This window comes from Streptomyces hilarionis (assembly GCF_024539675.1).
Lineage (GTDB): Bacteria > Actinomycetota > Actinomycetes > Streptomycetales > Streptomycetaceae > Streptomyces > Streptomyces hilarionis.
The window spans coordinates 26,658-49,063 of the sequence record NZ_JAHHIT010000040.1 but is presented as its reverse complement, the minus strand read 5'-3'; the positions used below and the strand labels follow the sequence as shown (position 1 = coordinate 49,063).

Sequence of the window (22,406 nt, the reverse complement as noted above, 5' to 3'; positions counted from 1 at the left end):
CGCCACCACAAGTGAACGCTTGCGTTCACTACGAGGAACTCACTACCTTTGACGGGCCAGTGAACGCCATCGTTCACTAACGCTTTTGTGGGGGACTCACAGTGACAACCTCTCAGTTGACCGAAGACCGGAAACCCGGCACGGCACGGCGCGCGGGACACCCGGGCATCGCGCTCGCCGTCATCGCGGCCTGCCAACTCATGGTGGTACTCGACGCGACGATTGTGAACATCGCCCTCCCGCACATTCAAGGAGCGCTGAAGTTCAGCACCACCGACCTCACCTGGGTGGTCAGCGCCTACACGCTCACCTTCGGCGGCCTGCTGCTGCTCGGCGCCCGGGCCGGCGACATCCTCGGCCGGCGCCGGGTGTTCATGGCCGGCATCCTGCTCTTCACCTTCGCCTCGCTGCTCGGCGGACTGGCGCAGGAACCCTGGCAGTTGCTCGCCGCGCGGGCCCTCCAGGGCATGGGTGGCGCCATCGCCTCGCCCACGTCGCTGGCGCTCATCACCACGACGTTCCCCGAAGGCCCCGAACGCAACCGGGCCTTCGGCGTCTTCGCCGCGGTGTCCGCGGGCGGCGGCGCGATCGGCCTGCTCGCCGGCGGCATGCTCACCGAGTGGCTCGACTGGCGCTGGGTGCTGTTCGTCAACGTGCCCATCGGGATACTCATCGCCACGCTCGCCCCGATGTACATCAACGAGTCCGAACGCCACCCCGGGCGCTTCGACATCGCCGGCGCGCTGACCTCCACCACCGGCATGGCCTCCCTCGTCTACGCCTTCATCAGGGCGGCGGAGGAGGGCTGGCGGGACGAACTCACGCTCGGCGCCTTCGCGGCCGCACTGGTCCTGCTGGTCGCCTTCGTGTTCACCGAGCGGCGCGCGAAGGAGCCGATCACCCCCCTGCGGATGTTCACCGACCGCAACCGCGCCGGCACGTACGTGATCATGCTGAGCCTCGCCGCGGCCATGTTCGGCATGTTCTTCTACATCGTGCTGTTCGTGCAGAACGTGCTGGGCTACAGCCCCATCAAGGCCGGTCTCGCGTTCCTCCCGGTCACCGTCGCCATCGCCACCGGCGCGGGCCTGTCCCAACGGTTCCTGCCGGTCCTCGGCCCCAAGCCGTTCATGGTCGCCGGAGCCACGCTGGTCGTGACCGGCCTCACCTGGCAGGCCTTCATCAGCCCGGACAGCACCTACGTCGGCGGCGTGCTCGGGCCGATGCTGATCTTCGGCTTCGGCATGGGGCTGAACTTCGTGACGGCGACGGTCACCGCGGTGGCGGGCGTCGCCCCGCACGAGGCCGGCGCCGCCTCCGGTCTGCTCAACGCCATGCAGCAGGTGGGCGGCTCGCTCGGCCTGTCCATCCTGACGACCGTCTTCGGCACGGCCGCCAAGGACGAGGCGGAGAAGCAGCTGCCGAAGTTCCTCGCCGAGGGCTCCGCGGAGCAGAAGGCCGAGTTCGCGCGGACGCATCAGCTGCCCGCGCCCTGGGGGCACGAGGTGCTCGCCCATGGCATCTCCTCGGCTTTCGTCCCGGCAGCCGGCATAGCCGTCCTGGCCCTCGCGACCGCCTGGTTCGTGATCCGGGTCCGCAAGAGCGACCTGGAAGCGCTGTCGGGCACGGCGGCCCCCGTGGTGGGCTGACCGAACGGCCCCACGGATCGACCCCGGAGTGTCGCCACCGCGCTCGGTGGAGGCGCGTCCCCCGCTCCCGGGTCGACCCGTCCGGCCTCCCGGCGCCGACAGCACCGACAGCACGATCATCGACAGTGCGTACCGCATACCCCGCCACACCCCCTGCGTCGCTCCACTCCCCCCGCCGCCGGGCCGGCGCTCGTCGCCCAGCGGTCGTTCGGACAACGCGGGGCCGTCACGCAGAGTTCCCATCGAGCACACAGAGTTCGCGACCCGCGGGAGTGGAACGGCTCAGCTGCGGCGCGTCGTCGGACGTTCACACCCCGGGAACGGCTCACCCACCGGCGGGCCTCTCGCCCACCGGGCAGCCGACCGCTCCCGTCCCTCGTCGCACGCCCGCTCGCCGCAGGCGCCCTCGGCTCACGCACCCTCGGCTCACGCGGACGCGGACAGCCACTCCGGCAGGTCCTCCACCTGCTGGGCCCAGGCGACGGGCGGCGCCCCGGCCTTGCCGGCGGCGAGCACCCCGCCCATGATGGCGCACGTGGTGTCCACGTCCCCGCCGACCTGCGCGGTCGTCCAGAACGCCGTCTCGTAGTCGGTCAGGGCGCGCGCGGCCGACCACAGCGCGAAGGGCACGGTGTCGTGCGCCGACGTCCGTCTGCCGCAGCCCAGGACGGCGGCGACGGTGGCCGCGTCGGCGTAGTCGAGCATGTCCCGGGCGCGGCCCAGGCCCGCGCGGACGGCGCTTCGGGGAATCAGGCCGATCACGCCGTCCAGCAGGGCCTCGGCCCCGGGCGGGCCGCCCGGGGCGCCGGACAGCGCGGCGGCCGCGGCCACGGCCATGGCGCCGACCACGGCCTCCCGGTGCTGGTGCGTGGGGTAGGCGGAGATCTCCGCCTGGTGGGTCGCCTGCTCGGGGTCGTCCGCGTACCAGGCGCCGAGGGGCGCGATCCGCATGGCGGCGCCGTTGCCCCAGGACCCCTGTCCGTTGAACAGGGCGGACGACAGCTCGCGCCAGTCCTCGCCCTGCCGGACCAGTCTGAGCAGGCGGTTGACGGCGGGACCGTAGCCGCGGTCGAAGTCGTGGTGTTCGGCGAAGGACCGGGCCAGCGCGTCCTGGTCGATGCGGTGGTGAGCGGCCAGGACCGCCACCACGGAGCAGGCCATCTCGGTGTCGTCGGTCCACTGCCAGGGGCCGGACGGCAGCTCGCGGCGCTGCAACAGCGGATAGTTCACCGGGACGAAGAACTGCGAGCCCAGCGCGTCGCCCACGGCGAGGCCGCGCAGGCTGGACAGGGCGCGCTCCAGGCGCCCGGCGGGAGAGGAGTCAGCGATCATCTTTCACCCACTCTATCCCCGGTGATCCCGTAGGGCGCCGGTTCCCGCCAGCGGTCGAAGGGCCGGTCGAGGGCGTACCGGTCGTCGTCCTGGAGAACGAGCATCCGCATCTCCGCGTTCCCCGGGTTCGCGAGCGACTCGAATTCGGCGACCGTCCAGTGGAACCAGCGCATGCAGAACAGGCGCATCGCCAGGCCGTGGGTCACCAGCAGCACGTTCGGCGGGTGGTCGGGGGCCTCGAAGCTGCGGAACAGGCTCTCCAGGAAGCCGCCGACCCGGTCGTAGACGTCCGCTCCGCTCTCGCCCTGCGCGAAGCGGTAGAAGAAGTGCCCGTAGGCGTCCCGGTAGGTCTTCTGCAGCTGGACGTCGTCGCGGTCCTGCCAGTTTCCCCAGTCCTGCTCGCGCAGCCGGGGCTCCTCGCGAACCCGTATGAGTTCGGGGTCGAGGTGGAAGGCGCGCAGGGTCTCGTGCGTGCGCCGGTAGGGGGAGACGTACACGCTGACCCGCTCGCGGCCGAAGACCTCCCGCAGGTGCTTTCCCGTCTCCTCTGCCTGACTGCGGCCCCGGTCGGTCAGGGCCAGTGCGTGGTCGGGTTCACGCTCGTAGACGGTGTCATCAACATTGCCCGTTGACTCCCCGTGCCGGACAAGGACGATGCGCCGTGGTCGTGCCATGCCAAGACCCTAGATCGGTCGGCGGCCGATCGAGCACTCGGAGGGCCTCCATACGGCGTAGGTCACACCATCACTGTCCCGGAAGGACGTGAAGGGCGCACGTCGGAGGGCGTGCGCTCACACCGTCCAGGCGGTCTCCAGCTCGACGATGTCCCCGGTCAGCGAGGAGACGTCCGCCTCCGTCTGCGCGCGCAGAGCGAGCCGTTCCACCCGCTCGGTGCGGTACTTCCCGTGCTCGGCCTGCGAGCGCCACATCGACAGCACCAGGAACTCGGGGCCGGGCGCCTCGGCGAACAGTCCGCGGATCATGCCGGGAGAGCCGGCCATGGCGGGGTTCCACACCTTCTCCTGCATGAGCGTGAAGTGCTCGGCGCGTTCCTCGTGGACCCGGCACAGCGCGACCCGCAGCAGGTCGGAGTCGGTGAAGCGGGGCTCGAAGCCCGTCTTCACGTCGAAGCGGTAGTCGAACAGCCGTACCTGGGGGTCCCTGAAGGTGCCCGACTGGGCCGTCGCCAGCCGGTCGTGGGAGCGGGCCATGAAGGAGTCGTAGAAGGCGCGGCTCTCCCAGAACGTGAAGACATGGGCGACGGAGGGCCGTGTCCTGCTCCAGCCCCCGCCCTGTCCCCGAAATCCCGGCTCCCCCAGAAGCCCCGCCCACTTTCGCTGCCCCCGTTCGAAACCGCGGCGGTCCACCACGGTGCAGCGAATCCACTTGACCAGCACCGCGCCATGGTAAGGCCAGCGGGCGTGGCGTTGGTCACTCTCGCGCACAGTGCTCCGCCTCCACCGTGCACGCGCGCGTGGCAGGATGGACAACCGGCCCTGGCGGACGGCCCGTTCGGGTGCGACAGCAACGGGGAATCGGGGAGGGGAAGTCCGGTGAGCGGCCTCAACAAGGGCATCCGCAAGATCGAGATGGCGCTGAAGTGGGATCCCAGTCCGGCAGGGCAGCCGCCCACCGACCTGGACGTCGTGGCGGCGACCTACCTGGCGAGCGATCCGCATGGCGCCCCCGCCTACGTGGTGCACTTCGACAGCCGTTCGCCCGACGGCACGATCTATCTCAACCGGGACAGCAAGGACGGCAAGGGCTTCGGCTGGGACGAGGTCATGACGCTGGAGCTCGACCGACTGGACGTGCGGTACGCGCGCGTGGTCCTCGGCGTCGTCATCCAGCAGAACTCCGCGCACCGGACCTTCGTCGGGGTGCTCAATCCGGCCTTCCGCATCAGGGAGGGCTACACGGTCCTGGACGAGGGCGAGTTCGGCGACGTCCTCGGCGCGACCGCGGCGACCGTCGGGGAGTTCGTGCGCGAGACGCCCGACAGCTGGTCGTTCCACCCGGGTGTCCAGGGCTTCGAGGACGACCCGGCGACGTTCACCCGGGTCATGGGACAGGCCCACCGGCCCTGAACGAACCCGGCGCGAACGGGCGATGACGCGCGAAGGGGCGGAAACGCCGAAGGCGGTGGAGCCGTAGACCGGCTCCACCGCCTTCACCGGATCACAGGGACCCGGTCGGCGCCGCCTAGCTGCAACCGCTGGTGGAGCCGCAGCCCTCGCAGATGTAGCAGGAGCCGGCGCGCTGCATCTTCGTGCCGCAGGAGAAGCACAGCGGGGCGTCGGCCTGGATGCCCAGCTGCATCTCCACCAGCTCGGCGCTGGTGTGGGCCTGCTGCGGCACCGGACGGGCGGCCTCGGCCTCCGCCTTCGGAGCGGCGACGGCCTTCAGGTCCGTCTGGCGCGGCGCGGACTGGGCCAGGCCCTCGACGTCCACGTCCTCCTCCTCGAGGTTCGGCTCGTAGGAGCCGGTCTCCAGGTGGCGCTGACGCTCCTCGGCGGAGTGGATGCCGAGCGCCGAGCGCGTCTCGAAGGGCAGGAAGTCCAGCGCCAGGCGGCGGAAGATGTAGTCGACGATCGACTGCGCCATCCGCACGTCCGGGTCGTCCGTCATGCCGGCCGGCTCGAAGCGCATGTTGGTGAACTTTGAGACGTACGTCTCCAGCGGCACGCCGTACTGGAGGCCGACGGAGACGGCGATGGAGAAGGCGTCCATCATGCCGGCGAGGGTCGAGCCCTGCTTGGACATCTTCAGGAAGACCTCGCCGAGACCGTCGTCCGGGTAGGAGTTGGCGGTCATGTAGCCCTCGGCGCCGCCGACCGTGAACGAGGTCGTGATGCCGGGACGGCCCTTGGGCAGACGCTTGCGGACCGGGCGGTACTCGATGACCTTCTCGACCGCGGCGCGGATCGTGTCCTCGGCCTTCTCGGTGACCTCGGTCTTCTCCTTCTCCTTGGTCTTGGCGGAGAGGGGCTGGCCGACCTTGCAGTTGTCGCGGTAGATCGCGAGCGCCTTGACGCCGAGCTTCCAGGCCTCGAAGTAGATCTCCTCGACCTCCTCGACGGTCGCCGTCTCCGGCATGTTGACCGTCTTGGAGATCGCGCCGGAGATCCAGGGCTGGATGGCGGCCATCATGCGGACGTGGCCCATCGGGGAGATGGCGCGCTCGCCCATGGCGCAGTCGAACACCTCGTAGTGCTCGTGCGCGAGACCGGGGGCGTCGATCACATTGCCGTTCTCGGCGATGTGGGCGACGATCGCCTCGATCTGCTCCTCCTGGTAACCCAGGCGGCGCAGGGCCTGCGGCACGGTGCCGTTGACGATCTGCATCGAGCCGCCGCCGACCAGCTTCTTGAACTTGACCAGGGCGAGGTCGGGCTCGACGCCGGTGGTGTCGCAGGACATCGCCAGACCGATGGTGCCGGTCGGGGCGAGCACGGACGCCTGGGCGTTACGGAAACCGTTCTTCTCGCCGAGGCGGAGCACGTCCTGCCAGGCCTCCGTGGCGGCGGCCCAGACGGGGGTGTCCAGGTCGTCCATGCGCCGGGCCGTCGCGTTGGCGTCGGAGTGCTGCTTCATGACGCGGTTGTGCGCGTCGGCGTTGCGGGCGTAGCCGTCGTACGGGCCGACCACGGCGGCCAGCTCGGAGGAGCGGCGGTAGGCCGTGCCGGTCATCAGGGAGGTGATGGAGCCGGCGAGGGAGCGGCCGCCGTCGCTGTCGTACGCGTGGCCGGTGGCCATCAGCAGGGCGCCCAGGTTGGCGTAGCCGATGCCGAGCTGGCGGAACGCGCGCGTGTTCTCGCCGATCTTCTGGGTCGGGAAGTCCGCGAAGCAGATGGAGATGTCCATCGCCGTGATGACGAGCTCGACGACCTTCTGGAAGCGGTCCGCCTCGAAGGACTGGTTGCCCTTGCCGTCGTCCTTGAGGAACTTCATCAGGTTCAGCGAGGCGAGGTTGCAGGACGTGTTGTCCAGGTGCATGTACTCGCTGCACGGGTTCGACGCGGTGATGCGGCCGGACTCGGGGCAGGTGTGCCAGTTGTTGATCACACCGTCGTACTGGATGCCCGGGTCGGCGCAGGCCCACGCGGCCTCGGCGAGCTTGCGGAACAGCGCCTTGGCGTCGACCTTCTCGATGATCTCGCCGGTCATGCGGGCGCGCAGACCGAACTCGGCGCCGTTCTCGACGGCCGTCATGAACTCGTCGTTCACGCGGACGCTGTTGTTGGCGTTCTGGTACTGGACGGACGTGATGTCGTCCCCGCCCAGGTCCATGTCGAAGCCCGCGTCGCGCAGGGCGCGGATCTTCTCCTCCTCCTTCACCTTGGTGGCGATGAAGTCCTCGATGTCCGGGTGGTCCACGTCGAGGACGACCATCTTGGCCGCGCGGCGCGTGGCGCCGCCGGACTTGATGGTGCCGGCGGAGGCGTCGGCGCCGCGCATGAAGGAGACCGGGCCGGAGGCGTTGCCGCCGGAGGAGAGGAGTTCCTTGGAGGAGCGGATCCGGGAGAGGTTCAGGCCGGCGCCCGAGCCACCCTTGAAGATCATGCCCTCTTCCTTGTACCAGTCGAGGATCGACTCCATGGAGTCGTCGACGGCCAGGATGAAGCAGGCGGAGACCTGCTGGGGCTGCGGGGTCCCGACGTTGAACCAGACGGGGCTGTTGAAGCTGAAGACCTGGTGCAGGAGGGCGTAGGCCAGCTCGTGCTCGAAGATCTCGGCGTCGGCGGGCGAGGCGAAGTAGCTGTTGTCCTCGCCGGCCTTCCGGTACGTCTTCACGATGCGGTCGATCAGCTGCCTGAGGCCGGTCTCGCGCTGGGGGGTGCCCACGGCACCGCGGAAGTACTTGCTGGTGACGATGTTGACCGCGTTCACCGACCAGAAGTCGGGGAACTCGACGCCACGCTGCTCGAAATTGATCGAGCCGTCGCGCCAGTTGGTCATGACGACGTCACGACGCTCCCAGGCAACCTCGTCGTAGGGGTGCACTCCGGGGGTCGTGTGGATGCGCTCGATGCGCAGGCCCTTGGTGTTCTTCGCGCCCTTGGCTCGGGAACCTCGCGCCGGACCGCTCGCCGTCTCTGTCATGCCGCCTCCCTCTACGGGCGAAAACGCCCTGAAATGCCACGTTGTTCCCGTGACACGTTGTTCTGTCTGATGCTGTGGGCGCCCACGCACTACCGCCCACAGCAGGTCTTCGTCCGCCGCCGCCCCGCCTCCGTGAAGGGGCTCCGGGCGCGGCCGTCGGTCAGTCGGCGGCCCGGGCGGGCTCGGGGACCTGCACGGTCCCGCCGCGCCCGGCGTCGTCCTTCCGGCTCCCCGCCACGTCCCCGGCCGGGTCCGCGCGGTCGTCGTCGTCCGCGGCGGGGGGTCCCGTCTGGTCCCTGAGTTCCGCGATCGCCGCCTCGAAGTCCTCGAGCGAGTCGAACGCCCGGTAGACGGAGGCGAACCGCAGATAGGCGACGAGGTCGAGCTCCTGCAACGGGCCGAGTATGGCCAGCCCCACGTCATGGGTGGTCAACTCGGCGCTTCCGGTGGCCCGCACCGCCTCCTCGACCCGCTGGCCGAGCTGGGCGAGGGCGTCCTCGGTGACGGGCCGCCCCTGACACGCCTTGCGCACCCCGTTGATGACCTTGGTGCGGCTGAACGGTTCGGTGACCCCGGACCGCTTGACCACCATCAGCGAGCACGTCTCCACGGTCGTGAAGCGGCGGGAGCAGTCGGGGCATTGACGCCGGCGGCGGATCGACGTGCCGTCGTCCGTCGTACGGCTGTCGACCACACGGCTGTCGGGGTGCCTACAGAAGGGGCAGTGCATGAACTCCAACCCTCCTCACAGCAGACTCAACGGCCTCGCCGGACCTCACGGGCCCCTCGAAGCAGCCCCAAGCATAGGGGATCCATCAGCATCCGAAGACACCGGGGACCACAACTTCTGGGCCGCTGCGCCAATCCAACCACTAGATGTGGGGCTTGGCGCATACATCCAGGCCGTATCGCGTGTCGCGTCCGTCGCGCTCACCGCACGCGATCCGGCGGTCACACCGAGCACGCGAAATCCACCCCGGCACGCGCGTGTACGGGCGTATCGCGGCGACGCCCACGGCGATACCGTGAGCGTCACGAGGAGGAGCGGTGGGACTCTCGCGCAGCAGCGCGACCGGTCCTCGATCGACCGGGGGCCGGATGGCAGACTGGGGCCACGCCTCACAAGGTCATCGTCTCCGGCGGTGAAGAGTACAACAATGAGCGCTTTTGCCTGCCGAGGACCGCGTTAGCCATACACCCAGACACATGATCAAGTCCGGTTATCCGCGCTTTTTCACTCGAACGTGTGTTTGGCGCAACCTTTCGAAAGCAACTACCGTTGTCCAGCAGGGAGACAACCGAGAGGGGCCGACGTGACCACCACCGCAGACAGTGCCACCATCACTGCCCAGGACCGCTCCCAGGGCCGACTCGAGCCGGTGCATGCGATGAACGAAGCCATGAATCCCGAGGCGCACAAGCGCTCGTTGCCCGGCCGACCTCCCGGCATCCGGGCCGACAGCTCGGGGCTCACCGACCGGCAGCGCCGAGTGATCGAGGTCATCAGGGACTCCGTCCAGCGGCGCGGCTACCCGCCGTCGATGCGGGAGATCGGTCAGGCGGTCGGCCTGTCCAGCACGTCCTCGGTCGCCCACCAGCTGATGGCACTGGAGCGGAAGGGCTTCCTGCGCCGCGACCCGCACCGCCCGCGCGCGTACGAGGTGCGCGGCTCCGACCAGGCCGCCTCCGTGCAGCCGACCGACACCGCCGGGAAGCCGGCCGCGTCCTACGTCCCGCTGGTCGGCCGGATCGCCGCGGGCGGCCCGATCCTCGCCGAGGAGTCGGTGGAGGACGTCTTCCCGCTCCCGAGGCAGCTCGTGGGCGACGGCGAGCTGTTCGTCCTCAAGGTCGTCGGCGACTCGATGATCGAGGCCGCGATCTGTGACGGCGACTGGGTCACCGTCCGCCGCCAGCCCGTCGCCGAGAACGGCGACATCGTGGCCGCGATGCTCGACGGAGAGGCCACCGTCAAGCGCTTCAAGCGCGAGGACGGCCACGTGTGGCTGCTGCCGCACAACGCCGCCTACGAGCCGATCCCGGGTGACGACGCGACCATCCTCGGCAAGGTGGTGGCCGTACTCCGCCGCGTCTGAGCGCCGCGACGGGCGGGCACTTTCCCGCCCTTGCCCCTTGACTGGGCCCCGGGATCCCTGCGCCGGTTCCGGGGCCCTGCGCTGTCCCGCGGACCGTCGCGCCGGACTCCGGCCCTGCCCGGGCCCGGCACGCCCCTCCCCCGCGCGGGCCTCCCCCGTGCGGGCCCTGGCCCTCGTCCGGGACCTAGGCGTCCGCCGCCGTCCCTGAAGCCTGCTCCGCCTCCGCCTGCGTCTCGTTCTGGGACTCGGACCGCGCCGCGAGGTCGGACTCCGACTGTCTGGCCTTCGCGTCGATCGCGGCGAGGGACCTGCGGACCTGGTTGCGGTCCGTGGTGTACCAGAAGTCGGGCAGGGAGGCCTTCAGGTAGCTCCCGTAGCGCGCCGTCGCCAGTCGCTGGTCCAGGACGGCCACGACACCGCGATCTCCCGAGGCGCGGACCAGGCGGCCCGCGCCCTGGGCCATGAGCAGCGCCGCGTGGGTCGCGGCGACGGCCATGAAGCCGTTGCCTCCGGCGTCCTCCACGGCCTTCTGGCGGGCGCTCATCAGGGGGTCGTCCGGGCGCGGGAACGGGATCTTGTCCATGACGACCAGCTGGCAGCTGGGGCCGGGCACGTCGACGCCCTGCCAGAGCGAGAGCGTGCCGAACAGGCAGGTCTGCGGGTCGGCCGAGAAGTTCTTGATCAGCTCGCCGAGGGTCTCCTCGCCCTGGAGGAGGATCGGGAACTCGGGCAGCCGGGTGCGCAGTTCCTCGGCGGCGAGCTGCGCGGCGCGCATGGAGGAGAAGAGACCGAGCGTGCGGCCGCCCGCCGCCTGGATCAGCTCGGTGAGTTCGTCGAGCATGTCGGCGCGGTCGCCGTCCCGCGCGGGGCGCGCGAGATGTTTGGCGACGTACAGGATGCCCTGCTTGCGGTAGTCGAAGGGGGAGCCGACGTCGATGCCCTTCCACTGCGGCACGTCGTCGCCCTCGGTGCCCTCCGGGGCGAGGCCCATCGACGCGCCCACCCCGTTGAAGTCCCCGCCCAGCTTCAGCGTGGCCGAGGCCAGGGTCACCGACCGGTCCGTGAAGAGCTTCTCCCGCAGCAGGCCCGACACCGACATGGGCGCGACGCGCAGGGACGCTCCGAAGCGGTCGTGGCGCTCGTACCAGACGACGTCCCACTCGGAGCCGTTGCAGATCCGCTCAGCCACGTCGTGCACGGACTCCACGGAGGCCAGCGCCTGCTTGCGCACCGCGTCCTCGTCCTGGACGGACTTGTCACGGGTGGCGCCGATGGCGGAGACGACCGTCCGCGCCGCGTCGCGCAGCGCCATCAGGGCGTAGCCGAGGTCCTCGGGGATCTCCTCCAGGCGGCCCGGCAGCGCCAGCTCCATGAGCCGCTCGAAGCCCTCGGCGGCGGTCTGCAACTGGTCGGCGGCCTTCTCGTTGACGAGCTTGGCCGCGCGGCGCACGGCACGGTTGACCTGGCCCGGGGTGAGCTCGCCGGTGGCGACGCCGGTGACCCGGGAGACCAGCTCGTGCGCCTCGTCGACGATCAGCACCTCGTGCTGCGGGAGGACGGGCGCCCCTTCGATGGCGTCGATGGCCAGCAGCGCGTGGTTGGTGACGACGACCTCGGCCAGCTTGGCGCGCTCGCGGGCCATCTCGGCGAAGCACTCGGCCCCGTAGGCGCATTTCGTCGCGCCGAGGCACTCCCGCGAGGACACCGACACCTGGGCCCAGGCGCGGTCGGACACGCCCGGGGTGAGGTCGTCGCGGTCCCCCGACTCGGTCTCGTCGGACCAGTCCCGCAGCCGGAGCAGGTCCTGGCCGAGCCTGCTGGTGGGGGCGGCCGCCTCGAACTGGTCGAAGAGGCCCTCCTCCTCGTCCTGCGGGACGCCTTCGTGGAGGCGGTGCAGGCACAGGTAGTTCGACCGGCCCTTGAGCATCGCGAACTCGGGCCGCCGGCGCAGCAGCGGGTGCAGCGCGTCGACCGTGCGCGGCAGGTCCCGCTCGACGAGTTGGCGTTGCAGGGCCAGCGTGGCCGTGGCCACCACGACGCGCTCCCCGTGGGCGAGCGCGGGCACGAGGTAGCCGAGCGACTTGCCGGTGCCGGTGCCGGCCTGGACCAGCAGGTGTGAGCCGTCGTCGATCGCCTGGGCGACGGCTTCGGCCATGGTCACCTGGCCGGGGCGCTCCGTGCCGCCGACGGCGGCGACGGCGGCGTGCAGGAGTTCGGGGAGTGAGGGCTTCGTCATAGCGCGACCACCCTACGGCTCGGCACTGACAAACGGGTCGCCGAGGCGGGCGGGAGGGGAGGGATCAAGACCGTGGTTCTCCTGGTGGGGAAGGGGAGCGCGGGCCGACGGTGGCGCAATGTGATGTTTCCGGGGCGAGAGATGAGCGGATCCGGCCGATGTCGCGCGTTCTGTGTCACGGGAGATCACGCGGAGGACGTTCGCGGATCATCAGCGCGGCCCGCTTGGCCGGCAGATCGAGTTCCGCCGAGAACCGGAAACCGGCGTTCAGGAAGGCGACGACGGACGGAACGTTGCGCAGGTCGGGTTCGGCGACGACGCGGGCGCACGCGGGCACAGCGTCGAGGACGATCTCGGCGACGGCTTCGAGCAGCGGCCCGCCGAGCCCCCTCCCCCGGTCGGCCGCGCCGCCGATGAGGAGGTGGACTCCGATGTCGTGGGGCCGGGCCGGGTAGTGGCGGGCCAGCGGGTCGAGGTCCGCCCGGTAGATCTCCCAGTAGCTCATCGGCCGTCCGTGCAGCACCCCCAGGCAGGGAATGCCGTGAGCGCCGGCGGCCAGCTGTTCGCGCAGGTGCCGCTCGGTCACGGACGCGGGCCCCGCCAACTCCCAGAAGGCGGCCACGGCAGGGTCGTTCATCCACCGGACGACGAGCGGGAGGTCTCGCTCGATCCGCACGGGGACGAGGCGGAACGCGCCGACGGACGTGCGGACGACCCTCCGGTCGCCGGCGGCGAGGACTACGGGCGCGCCGGGGGCGGCGTCCGTCCCGGCAGCGGGCACGGCGGACTCCTCTCGGACGGTTCAGGACAGCAGCGGGTTGGCGAAGGCGACGTAGACGGACTGGGTGTCCACCGGTCCGACGAGTTCGTCGAGCCCGTGCAGCCGGGTGAGCAGATTGGCCTTGCAGCGCAGGACGGCAGAGTCGAGCAGCCGGGCGGGCAGCGGACTGCGGGCGGCCGGACGCCGGGGAAGCGGGGCGAGAGCGGCCCGGACGTCGGCGTCCTCCTCCGCGAGGGAGCGGTCGGCGTCGGAGAGGAAGCGCCGGAAGGCCGCGAGCAGCAGACGTTCGTCGGCGAGCCGCTGCGAACCGAACGCTCCGATGAGGCCGAACACGTTGTTGATGCCCAGGTAATAGCAGAAACGCTCGTCGGTGACGTCGTCGGAGACGAAGGTGTCGCTGCGCGCGCCGATCCCGGGCAGCCGGGCGTCGAGGTCCGCGCGGCGGGACTCGCGGAAGTAGTACCCCTGGTTGTCGCGGTAGCGGCCCCCGCTGGGCCAGCCGTCCGGGTCCAGCAGGACGAGCGTGTTCTGCTGGTGGGATTCCAGGGCGATCCCCGCCACCGCGTCGAGCCACAGGACGGGCCGGACGACCTGCTCCAGGTAGCGCAGGAACCACTCCGCCGCCACCGCGCCCAGCGGCCGGCCGGTGCGCCCGGCGAGCCGGGTGACGATCGCGGCCAGTCGGGAGGGCCCTACGGTGCCCGTGTCCGCGCGCGGGAGCGGTGTCCCGGCCGGCCCGTCGCCCGCGTCGTTCGCGTCGTTCGCGTCGTTCGCGTGGCCCACGTCGCTCGCCCGGCCCGCGTCGGACGCGTGCGGCCGGGGCGCCACGAGGGCGGCGATGCAGCAGACGTCGTCCGCCGGGCTGAAGGGGTTGTGGCGGATCACCACGTCGAGTCCGGTGAGCGGGCGGCCCTCCGGGCCGTCGACCGCCAGCCAGGCGGGATCGCGGACGATGTCGAAGCCGGGGTGGGCCGCGCGCCACTGTCCGGCCAGGCCGGACCGCAGGAGCCGGTGCACCTCCACACCCCGGTGCAGCTCCTTGCGGAGGTTCTCGCGGCGCGAGTTGGTGACGCGCAGGCCCAGGGACAGCTTGAGCATCGCCGGGGCGCCGGACCGGTGCACGGTGCGCACGGAGGAGGTGGGGTGCCACGGGAGGCCGTGCGCGCCCAGATCCCGGAGTCGGCCCGCGTCGAACAGCGCCTCGGCCTCGGGACGGCGCCGCAGCTCGCCCAGCTGCCAGGGATGCACCGGCAGCGCGGCGAACCCGTCGGGCAGCGGCAGCCCCGGGCCCGCCAGTCGCGCCGTCAGCCGGGCGGCGGGGACGGGGCGGCCGCCTTCGGTCCAGGCGGACTCGGAGGCGAGCACGGAGGGAGCGACGCCGACCCAGTGCAGCGGGAACGAGCCGCGCGCCTCGGGCGAGTACAGCCGCGCCTCACCGTCGGAGAGTCCCTCACGGCTCTTGGGGGTCGGATGCAGCGGGTGCCCGAGCAGCAGGGCCTGCTCCGCCGCCAGGAACAGGTCGGGGCCGTCGACGGGCTGCTCTCTGCGCTCCCTGATGAAGACGGCGGTACGGCGGACGGAGTCCGCGACGCGTGCGACCAAGTCCACGCCCTCGCCGGTCACGCCGTCACCGTCCTCCCCGCCTTCTACGCCTTCTACGCCTTCTACGCCTTCAGCAGCGTCCGTGTCGCGCGCGGGCGTCTCGCGGGCCAGCAGGGCGGCGACCGTGACCGCGTCCGCGGGCGGTGCCTGCTCGGGGGCGCCGGCCAGGCGGGGCAGGCCGAACCGGTGCCAGCCCGTCGGGGACCAGTAGCGGACGGGCACGAGCAGAGCGGCACCGCTCGCTGGCAACGGCACCCGCAGGACGCCGTCGCTGGGTGCGGGCAGGCCGGTCTCGCGGACCCAGCAGCGCAGCAGGTTCTCCACGGCCGCGGCCTCGGCGGCGGTGTGCGGGTCGGGATGGTCGAGAAGGTCCTCGGCGGTGGAGCGCGGCGGTTCGCCGAAGGGGGACGCCGACGCCCCACGGGGTGTCGGCAGCGGGCGCGCGGCCGCATCGGCGGCACGGGCGACATCGGCGACGCCAGGGAGGGAGGCAGGCGAGGGGACGGAGACGGGTGCGGGGGCGGTGGCCGGGGACGGTCGCCCGGGCGGCGACGAGGGAGCGTGTGCGGACGGCGCGCAGAGCGCGGAGTCGGCGTCGACGGGCTGCGGGGAGGTGGTCAAGGTCGTCCTCGGTCGGTCCTCGTGGAATGAGGGGGTGCGGGTGCGGGTGCGGGTGAGCGGGCGGCCACGGCAGGCACCCTCGCGGCCGGTCTCCTGGGGAGACGGGCGGGGAGAGGCCAGGCCTGCCTGCCCCGGTGACGCCCGTGGAGGGCGGGCCGGCAGGGTCATCTCGTGCGGTCGGCGCGGCTTCCCGGCCGAGGGACCTGCCCCGGAGGTCTGCCCGGCGGGTTCGCCCCGCCCGGGCCGTGCCCGTCGGCCGGTCTCGCCTCTCCCGCCCGTACCGCCTCTCCCGCCCGTACCGCCTGTGCCGCCTCCGCTGCCGGTACCGCCTCCGCTGCCCGAACCGGCTCATGCGCCTGCCTCGGCCGCTCCGTACCGCCCGTGCGGGTCGTGCGGGTCGTGCGGGTCGTTCGGGTCGTGCGAGAGGTGCCGTCGGTGCGAGGGGCGCTGTGTGCGTGGCTCGTCGCGACGGCGGCCATCGCGTCCGCGAGCCGGTCCAGCACCGCGGCGGCCTGCTCGTCGGTGATGGTCAGCGGCGGAAGCAGTCGTACGACGCCGGCGTGACGCCCGCCCAGTTCGACGATCAGGCCGCGCCGCAGACACTCCCGTCGGAGCGCGAGAGCCAGGTCCGGGGCGGCGGGGTGGGGGCGGCGCGCACCGCTGACGCCGTCGGCCCCCTCGATCCCCTCCGTCTCGTGGATCCCGTCCGACTCGTCGGCTCCCCGGAGCGGGGCGACCCCGGGAAGTTCCGCGTCCGGGTCCACCATCTCGACCCCGATCATCAGCCCGCGCCCTCGTACGTCTCCCATGCACGGGAACTCCCGGGCGAGGTCGCGGAGCCGGCCCATGAGGCGTGCGCCCACGACGGCGGCGCGGTCGGCGAGGCCGTTCTCGCGGACGAAGGCGAGGGTGGCCGTGCCGGCGGCCATGGCGAGCTGATTGCCGCGGAACGTGCCCGCGTGGGCGCCCGGTTGCCAGACGTCGAGGTCCTCGCGGTAGACGACGACGGCGAGCGGCAGGCTGCCGCCGATGGCCTTGGACAGCACCATCACGTCGGGGGTGATCCCGCTGTGCTCCACCGCCCAGAAGGCGCCGGTGCGGCCGACGCCCGTCTGGACCTCGTCGGCGATCAGCGGGATGGAGCGGTCCGCGGTGATCCGTCGCATCCTGCGCAGCCAGGCGTCCGGCGCGGGGATGACCCCACCCTCCCCCTGCACGGGTTCGAGGATCATCCCGGCGGGCCGTCGCACCCCGGACTTGGGGTCGTCGAGCACGGACTCCGTCCAGCGGGCGGCGAGTTCGGCGCCGCGCTCGCCGCCGACGCCGAACGGGCAGCGGTAGTCCTGCGGGTAGGGCAGCCGCGTCGCCCGGACGTCACCCGCGCCCCCGGAGACCTCCAGGGATCCGGCGGTCATCCCGTGGTAGGCCCCCGTGAAGGCCAGCACGCCCGTGCGGCCGGTGGCGGCCCGGACGAGCGTGAGCGCGGCCTCGACGGCGTCCGTGCCGGCCGGTCCGCAGAACTGCACGCGCGCGTGGTCGGCCAGAGCGGGCGGCAGGGTGCGGAACAGCTCGGTGACGAACGCGTCCTTGACCGGGGTCGCGAGGTCGAGCACCTGGAGCGGCGCGCCCGAGTCGAGCACCGCGCGGACGGCCTCCAGCACGACCGGATGGTTGTGCCCGAGGGCGAGAGCGCCGGCGCCGGAGAGGCAGTCGAGGTAACGGCGGCCGTCCGCGCCCTCGATGGTCATCCCTCGGGCCCGCACCGGCACGATCGGCAGGGCGCGCGCGTAGGTGCGCGCCGCCGACTCACGCGCCGACTGACGCCTCAGGATGCCCTCGGGCACTGACTCGGTCACGACCACGGCTTCCCGTCCTCCCGCAGTTCAGGGGCCGGGCGCGGACAGCGGACCCCCCACCGCTACCAACCGCGGACGGTCTTCGCGGTTACGGGTTGCCGCGAGATCCACGCTGTGACCGAACAGTTGCCGTTCCGTCGGAAGTCCCCCACAGGCGGCGCATATCGTGTGGAGGCATCGCACCAGGCCGTGCGACCCGACTGAACCAGGGACGAGCCACCCGTGAGTTCAGGTCCGGGGACACGGCCGGTGTCTCAAGTTCGTTCACAGCAGGGGGAGTCACACCATGCGATCCACACGGCCGTCGTTCACCGTTCGCCGGAGGAGGAACGCGCGCCGCAGAACCTCCCCCGTGCTGGGCGCCATGGCCCTCGTCCCGGTGCTCGCGCTCACCGCGACCGCGTGCGACTCGGGCGACACCGACGCGAGCGGACAGGCGGCCTCCTCCGCGCCGGCCACCGGCGACGGGAAGATCACGATCCCGGACGACATCAAGGACCGGCTCAAAGAGCACGGGATCGACCTCGACAAGTGGAAGAACGGCGCCTGGAAGAACTGGGACCGGGACGACTGGCTGCGCGAGGCGAAGGACTACGTCAACCCGATCATCAAGGGCCTGTGGGACCCGGACCGGATGCGCAGGGCGGAGGATCCGGACCGCAGCGTCGACGACAGCGACCTCTCCGGCGACCAGGGCGTGACCGACCCCACGCCGCAGGCGGTGGAGGCGACGGCCGTGCCGACGAAGTACCACGCCAACGCCCCCGAGGCCGGCAAGGTGTTCTTCGACTCGCCCGAGGGCACGATGGTCTGCTCGGCGACGGTCGTCAAGGACCCGGCCCACCCGGGCAAGTCCAACCTGGTGTGGACGGCGGGCCATTGCGTGCACGCGGGCAAGGGCGGCGGCTGGTACCGCAACATCGCGTTCGTGCCGTCGTACAACGACCAGGGGCTGTCGTCCGCGCAGTTGCAGACGGCCACCAAGGAGCAGGCGGCCCCGTACGGCGTCTGGTGGGGCGACTGGACGAAGACCTCGGACCAGTGGATCGCGCAGGGCGGTCAGACCGGCGGCGACGGCGCCTCCTACGACTACGCCGTCATCCATGTGACGCCGGAGGACAGCGGGTCGGGCAAGTCCCTGGAGGAGACGGTCGGTTCGGCGCTGCCGGTGAACTTCAAGGCCCCCGCGGTCCCGAAGGTCGCCGACATCACCGCGACCGGGTACCCGGCGGCCAAGCCCTACGACGGCCAGAAGCTCTACCAGTGCCAGGACCGGCCGGGGCGGTTCTCGCTCAACGCGGCGGATCCGACGATGTACCGCATCGGCTGCACGATGACCGGCGGCTCGTCGGGCGGCGGCTGGGTCGCGAAGGGGTCGGACGGCACGCCGGCGCTGGTGTCCAACACCTCGATCGGCCCGGTGAGGTCGGGATGGCTCGCGGGTCCGCGGCTCGGTGACGTGGCCAAGGGCGTCTACGACTCGGTGAGCGACAAGTTCGCCGGTCGTCGGTAGCCGGTCCCGACGGCGGACGCCGAGAGGAGCCCGCTGGGGCCCGCGTCGTCCCGCCGCCGTTCGTCCCCGCGGTCGGCGGCCCGCCGCGCCGGGGCGGCTCGCTCACGACGAGCGTGAGGCCCTGACGCGGAGCGGCCGGTGAAGGCCGGACAGCACGAAGGCCCGTCCCCCGCGGTGAGCGAGGGGCGGGCCTTCGGCGTACGGTGCGGGCCTTCGACGCGCCGTCCGTCGGCCGGTCGCGCGGTCTAGGCGGCCGGCGCCGGGACGTACGGCGCCAGGTCGGCCGCCAGTTCCTCGTGCACCCGGACCTTCAGCAGGGTGCCCTCCGCGGTGTGCTCCTCGGAGATCACCTCGCCCTCGGTGTGGGCGCGGGCGACCAGGCCGCCGTGGGTGTACGGCACGAGCGCCTCGACCTCGACGGACGGCCGCGGCAGCTCGTCGTCGATCAGCGCGAGCAGTTCGTCGATGCCCTGGCCGGTACGGGCCGAGACCGCGATGGAGCGCTTCTCGATCCGCATCAGCCGCTGTAGCGTCAGCGGGTCGGCCGCGTCCGCCTTGTTGATCACGACGATCTCGGGCACGCCGGTCGCGCCGACGTCCCGGACGACCTCGCGCACGGCGGCCAGCTGCTCCTCCGGGGCGGGGTGCGAGCCGTCCACCACGTGGAGGATCAGGTCGGCCTCGCCGACCTCCTCCATGGTGGAGCGGAACGCCTCGACCAGGTGGTGCGGCAGGTGCCGGACGAAGCCGACGGTGTCGGCCAGCGTGTACAGCCGGCCGCTCGGGGTCTCGGCCCGGCGCACGGTCGGGTCCAGGGTCGCGAACAGCGCGTTCTCGACCAGGACGCCCGCGCCGGTGAGGCGGTTGAGCAGGGACGACTTGCCGGCGTTGGTGTAGCCCGCGATGGCCACGGACGGCACCTTGTGGCGCTTGCGCTCCTGCCGCTTGATCTCGCGGCCGGTCTTCATCTCCGCGATCTCCCGGCGCATCTTCGCCATCTTCTCGCGGATCCGGCGCCGGTCCGTCTCGATCTTGGTCTCACCGGGACCACGGGTGGCGAGGCCGCCGCCCTTGCCGCCGCCCATCTGACGGGACAGCGACTGACCCCAGCCTCGCAGCCTCGGCAGCATGTACTGCATCTGCGCGAGCGCGACCTGCGCCTTGCCCTCCCGGGACTTGGCGTGCTGGGCGAAGATGTCGAGGATCAGGGCCGTGCGGTCGATGACCTTGACCTTGACGACGTCCTCGAGGTGGATGAGCTGGCCGGGGCTGAGCTCTCCGTCGCAGATCACGGTGTCGGCGCCGGTCTCCAGGACGATGTCCCGGAGCTCGTTCGCCTTGCCGGAGCCGATGTAGGTGGCCGCGTCGGGCTTGTCACGGCGCTGGATGACGCCGTCCAGCACGAGCGCTCCCGCCGTCTCCGCGAGGGCGGCCAGCTCCGCGAGGGAGTTGTCCGCGTCCTGCGAGGTTCCCGTGGTCCAGACGCCGACGAGCACGACACGCTCCAGGCGGAGCTGTCGGTACTCGACCTCGGTGACGTCCTCGAGTTCGGTGGAGAGACCGGCCACGCGGCGCAGGGCCGCGCGCTCGGAGCGGTCGAACTGGTCGCCGTCCCGGTCTCCGTCGATCTCGTGGCTCCAGGCGACGTCCTCTTCCATCAGGGCATCGGCCTTGAGACCTTCGGGATAGGCGTGCGCAACGCGCTTGGTGTCCTGGGAAGGGGAAGAAGAGGAGGTCATTGGGTCCTTACGTCGTGGGGAATGCCGGTTGCGCGGCCTTCATGGACATCAACGCACGGATGCCCCGGGAGATTCCCGCGCACCTCGCGCACCGTGCCGCGCCGACCGCACGATGGTCGCACGGGACGGCCCGTCTCGTCATCGTCTTATCGCGGCCTCCGCGCGGCCGTCGGCGCCGGAGCCGGAGCCGGCTCCGGGCGGGCTACGGCTTGGTCCCCGCCTTGGGGGCGGTCCGGGGTGCGGTCCTCGGCGCGGTCTTGGACGCGCCCTTCGGTTCCGCCTTGGGTTCGGCGCGGGCCACCGGCGCGGCGGGCTTCCAGTCCGGGTGCCCGGGCATCGCCGGCGTCTTCTCGCCGTACAGCCAGTCCTTGAAGAACCCGCTCAGCTCCCGCCCGGAGATCCCTTCCGCGAGGCGCTCGAAGTCGGCCGTGGTCGCCGTGGAGTCGCGGTGGTTGCGCACCCAGGCCCGTTCCAGGCGCTCGAAGGCGGGGACGCCGATCTCCTGGCGCAGGGCGTACAGGACGAGGGCCGCGCCGTCGTAGACGTTGGGCCGGAAGATGCTGATCTTCTGGCCCGGACGGGGGGCCTTGGGCAGCGCCGGGGGGCCTCCGGCGGCGCGCCAGTGGTCGGAGGCGCCGTAGGCGGCCTTCATCCGCGCCTCCAGGGTGCGGCCCGCCTTCTCCTCGGCGTACAGGGCCTCGTACCAGGTGGCGTGGCCCTCGTTGAGCCACAGGTCGGACCAGCTGCGCGGGCTGACGCTGTCGCCGAACCACTGGTGGGAGAGCTCGTGCACCATGATCGACTCGACGTACCACTTGGGGTAGCCGGGCTCGGTGAAGAGGTCCTTCTCGAAGAGGGACAAGGTCTGCGTCTCCAGCTCGAACCCGGTCGAGGCGTCGGCCATGAGCAGGCCGTACGTCTCGAAGGGGTAGGGCCCGACCTTGCCCTCCATCCAGGCGATCTGCTCGGGGGTCTTCTTCAGCCACGGCTCCAGCGCCGTGCGGTCCTTCGTGGGCACCACGTCCCGCACGGGCAGGGCGTGGGGTCCCTCTCGGCGCACGACGGTGGAGCGGCCGATCGACACCTGGGCGAGCTCGGTCGCCATGGGGTGCTGGGTGCGGTAGGTCCACGTGGTCGCCGGGCCGACGCGCTCGACGCCTGCGGGCAGGCCGCCCGCGACGGCCGTGTAGTCGTTGGGGGCGGTGACGCGGATGGTGAACATCGCCTTGTCGGAGGGGTGGTCGTTGCAGGGGAAGACCAGGTGGGCGGCGTCGGCCTGGTTGGCCATGGCGAGTCCGTCCGCGGTCCGGACCCAGCCGCCGTCGCGGTCGTCGGCGCTCACCGGGTCGCTGGTGTGCCGCACGGTGATCCGCACCCAGCTGCCCGGGGGCAGCGGACTGCGCGGGGTGACCACCAGGTCGTCGCCCGCGCCGGCGAAGGCGGCGGGCGCGCCGTCGACCTCGACCGAGTCGACCTTGCCGTGGGCGAAGTCGAGGTTGATCCGGTCCAGAGCGGCCGTCGTCCAGGCGTCGATGGTGGTGACCGCCTGGAGGGGCTTGCTGTTGTCGCCCTCATAGGTGAAGGACAGGTCGTAGGAGGCGACGTCGTATCCCGGGTTGCCCAGATACGGGAACAGGCGGTCGCCGACGCCGAGCGGGTCCGCCGGGGCGCTCGCGGCGACGAGGCAGACGGAGACGGCCGAGGCGAGCAGCGCGGACGTGAGGCGGGCGCGGGGGGTGAGCAGCATGGACCACCGCTACCAGCGCGTGAGCGGGTCGCGTCGGCGACGCGCGCCCGGCCCACCCGAACGGATGGCGCCCGCGCGCTTGGGCGGACGCCCGGGGGGCGAGCCACCCGGACGAAACCCGGGAGGCAGGGCGC

General features: G+C 71.8%; 14 protein-coding genes and 1 pseudogene. 4 read left to right on the top strand and 11 right to left on the bottom strand.

Annotated features, from left to right (window positions below; genetic code table 11):
• The first annotated feature begins 101 nt into the window (after positions 1 to 101).
• Positions 102 to 1,649 carry an MFS transporter gene (locus KMS84_RS08420; protein ID WP_256915459.1) on the top strand — a complete coding sequence of 516 codons (1,548 nt, stop codon included), beginning with the start codon at positions 102 to 104 and terminating at the stop codon, positions 1,647 to 1,649.
• Between the two features lie 426 nt (positions 1,650 to 2,075).
• Here KMS84_RS08420 and KMS84_RS08415 read toward each other — a convergent pair whose 3' ends face one another.
• The 3 genes from KMS84_RS08415 to KMS84_RS08405 form a co-directional block, all read right to left on the bottom strand.
• Complete coding sequence (locus tag KMS84_RS08415) at positions 2,076 to 2,981, bottom strand: ADP-ribosylglycohydrolase family protein (protein WP_256915458.1); 906 nt, start codon at positions 2,979 to 2,981, stop codon at positions 2,076 to 2,078.
• A complete protein-coding gene (locus tag KMS84_RS08410; RefSeq protein ID WP_256915457.1) occupies positions 2,978 to 3,655 on the bottom strand; it encodes a histidine phosphatase family protein in 678 nt (225 codons plus the stop codon). The genes KMS84_RS08415 and KMS84_RS08410 overlap by 4 nt, the downstream gene beginning before the upstream one ends.
• Positions 3,656 to 3,772: 117 nt before the next feature.
• Entirely contained in the window at positions 3,773 to 4,378 is a 606-nt protein-coding gene (locus tag KMS84_RS08405) for a YdbC family protein (protein ID WP_256915456.1), read from the bottom strand.
• Between the two features lie 156 nt (positions 4,379 to 4,534).
• Here KMS84_RS08405 and KMS84_RS08400 point away from each other — a divergent pair, with 156 nt between their 5' ends.
• Positions 4,535 to 5,068, top strand: a complete 534-nt coding sequence (locus KMS84_RS08400) for a TerD family protein (RefSeq protein ID WP_256915455.1) — start codon at positions 4,535 to 4,537, stop codon at positions 5,066 to 5,068.
• A 115-nt stretch (positions 5,069 to 5,183) separates the two neighbouring features.
• Here KMS84_RS08400 and KMS84_RS08395 read toward each other — a convergent pair whose 3' ends face one another.
• Positions 5,184 to 8,084, bottom strand: a complete 2,901-nt coding sequence (locus KMS84_RS08395) for a vitamin B12-dependent ribonucleotide reductase (RefSeq protein WP_256915454.1) — start codon at positions 8,082 to 8,084, stop codon at positions 5,184 to 5,186.
• Positions 8,085 to 8,244: 160 nt separating this feature from the next.
• Positions 8,245 to 8,814: a transcriptional regulator NrdR gene (nrdR, locus tag KMS84_RS08390; protein ID WP_256915453.1), complete on the bottom strand. Its 570-nt coding sequence runs from the start codon at positions 8,812 to 8,814 to the stop codon at positions 8,245 to 8,247.
• A 583-nt stretch (positions 8,815 to 9,397) separates the two neighbouring features.
• Here nrdR and lexA point away from each other — a divergent pair.
• A complete protein-coding gene (lexA, locus tag KMS84_RS08385) occupies positions 9,398 to 10,177 on the top strand; it encodes a transcriptional repressor LexA (RefSeq protein ID WP_079659071.1) in 780 nt (259 codons plus the stop codon).
• A 184-nt stretch (positions 10,178 to 10,361) separates the two neighbouring features.
• Here lexA and KMS84_RS08380 read toward each other — a convergent pair whose 3' ends face one another.
• The 4 genes and pseudogenes from KMS84_RS08380 to KMS84_RS08365 all read right to left on the bottom strand — a co-directional run bounded on the left by KMS84_RS08380 (position 10,362) and on the right by KMS84_RS08365 (position 17,279).
• Positions 10,362 to 12,413 carry an ATP-dependent DNA helicase gene (locus KMS84_RS08380; RefSeq protein WP_256915452.1) on the bottom strand — a complete coding sequence of 684 codons (2,052 nt, stop codon included), beginning with the start codon at positions 12,411 to 12,413 and terminating at the stop codon, positions 10,362 to 10,364.
• A gap of 175 nt (positions 12,414 to 12,588) precedes the next feature.
• Positions 12,589 to 13,125 (bottom strand): annotated as a pseudogene (locus tag KMS84_RS08375) (GNAT family N-acetyltransferase); the annotation flags it as partial.
• Positions 13,126 to 13,215: 90 nt separating this feature from the next.
• Entirely contained in the window at positions 13,216 to 15,417 is a 2,202-nt protein-coding gene (locus tag KMS84_RS08370) for an IucA/IucC family protein (RefSeq protein ID WP_438818913.1), read from the bottom strand.
• Positions 15,418 to 15,581: 164 nt separating this feature from the next.
• The gene (locus tag KMS84_RS08365) at positions 15,582 to 17,279 is read right to left on the bottom strand and encodes a diaminobutyrate--2-oxoglutarate transaminase family protein (RefSeq protein WP_438818912.1); all 1,698 of its coding nucleotides are present in this window, start codon (positions 17,277 to 17,279) and stop codon (positions 15,582 to 15,584) included.
• Between the two features lie 280 nt (positions 17,280 to 17,559).
• Here KMS84_RS08365 and KMS84_RS08360 point away from each other — a divergent pair, with 280 nt between their 5' ends.
• Complete coding sequence (locus tag KMS84_RS08360) at positions 17,560 to 18,786, top strand: trypsin-like serine peptidase (protein WP_256915449.1); 1,227 nt, start codon at positions 17,560 to 17,562, stop codon at positions 18,784 to 18,786.
• Between the two features lie 245 nt (positions 18,787 to 19,031).
• Here the strand turns inward: KMS84_RS08360 and hflX are convergent, their stop codons facing one another.
• Both hflX and KMS84_RS08350 read right to left on the bottom strand, forming a co-directional pair.
• Positions 19,032 to 20,525: a GTPase HflX gene (gene hflX / locus KMS84_RS08355; RefSeq protein ID WP_256915448.1), complete on the bottom strand. Its 1,494-nt coding sequence runs from the start codon at positions 20,523 to 20,525 to the stop codon at positions 19,032 to 19,034.
• Between the two features lie 202 nt (positions 20,526 to 20,727).
• Positions 20,728 to 22,272 carry a M1 family metallopeptidase gene (locus KMS84_RS08350; RefSeq protein WP_256915447.1) on the bottom strand — a complete coding sequence of 515 codons (1,545 nt, stop codon included), beginning with the start codon at positions 22,270 to 22,272 and terminating at the stop codon, positions 20,728 to 20,730.
• Positions 22,273 to 22,406 lie beyond the last annotated feature (134 nt).

Coding starts and splice junctions, on each gene's coding strand:
- KMS84_RS08415 (WP_256915458.1), bottom strand. CDS start 2,981: ATGATCGCTGACTCCTCTCCCGCCGGGCGCCTGGAGCGCGCCCTGTCC.
- KMS84_RS08410 (WP_256915457.1), bottom strand. CDS start 3,655: ATGGCACGACCACGGCGCATCGTCCTTGTCCGGCACGGGGAGTCAACG.
- KMS84_RS08395 (WP_256915454.1), bottom strand. CDS start 8,084: ATGACAGAGACGGCGAGCGGTCCGGCGCGAGGTTCCCGAGCCAAGGGC.
- nrdR (WP_256915453.1), bottom strand. CDS start 8,814: ATGCACTGCCCCTTCTGTAGGCACCCCGACAGCCGTGTGGTCGACAGC.
- KMS84_RS08380 (WP_256915452.1), bottom strand. CDS start 12,413: ATGACGAAGCCCTCACTCCCCGAACTCCTGCACGCCGCCGTCGCCGCC.
- KMS84_RS08360 (WP_256915449.1), top strand. CDS start 17,560: ATGCGATCCACACGGCCGTCGTTCACCGTTCGCCGGAGGAGGAACGCG.
- hflX (WP_256915448.1), bottom strand. CDS start 20,525: ATGACCTCCTCTTCTTCCCCTTCCCAGGACACCAAGCGCGTTGCGCAC.
- KMS84_RS08350 (WP_256915447.1), bottom strand. CDS start 22,272: ATGCTGCTCACCCCCCGCGCCCGCCTCACGTCCGCGCTGCTCGCCTCG.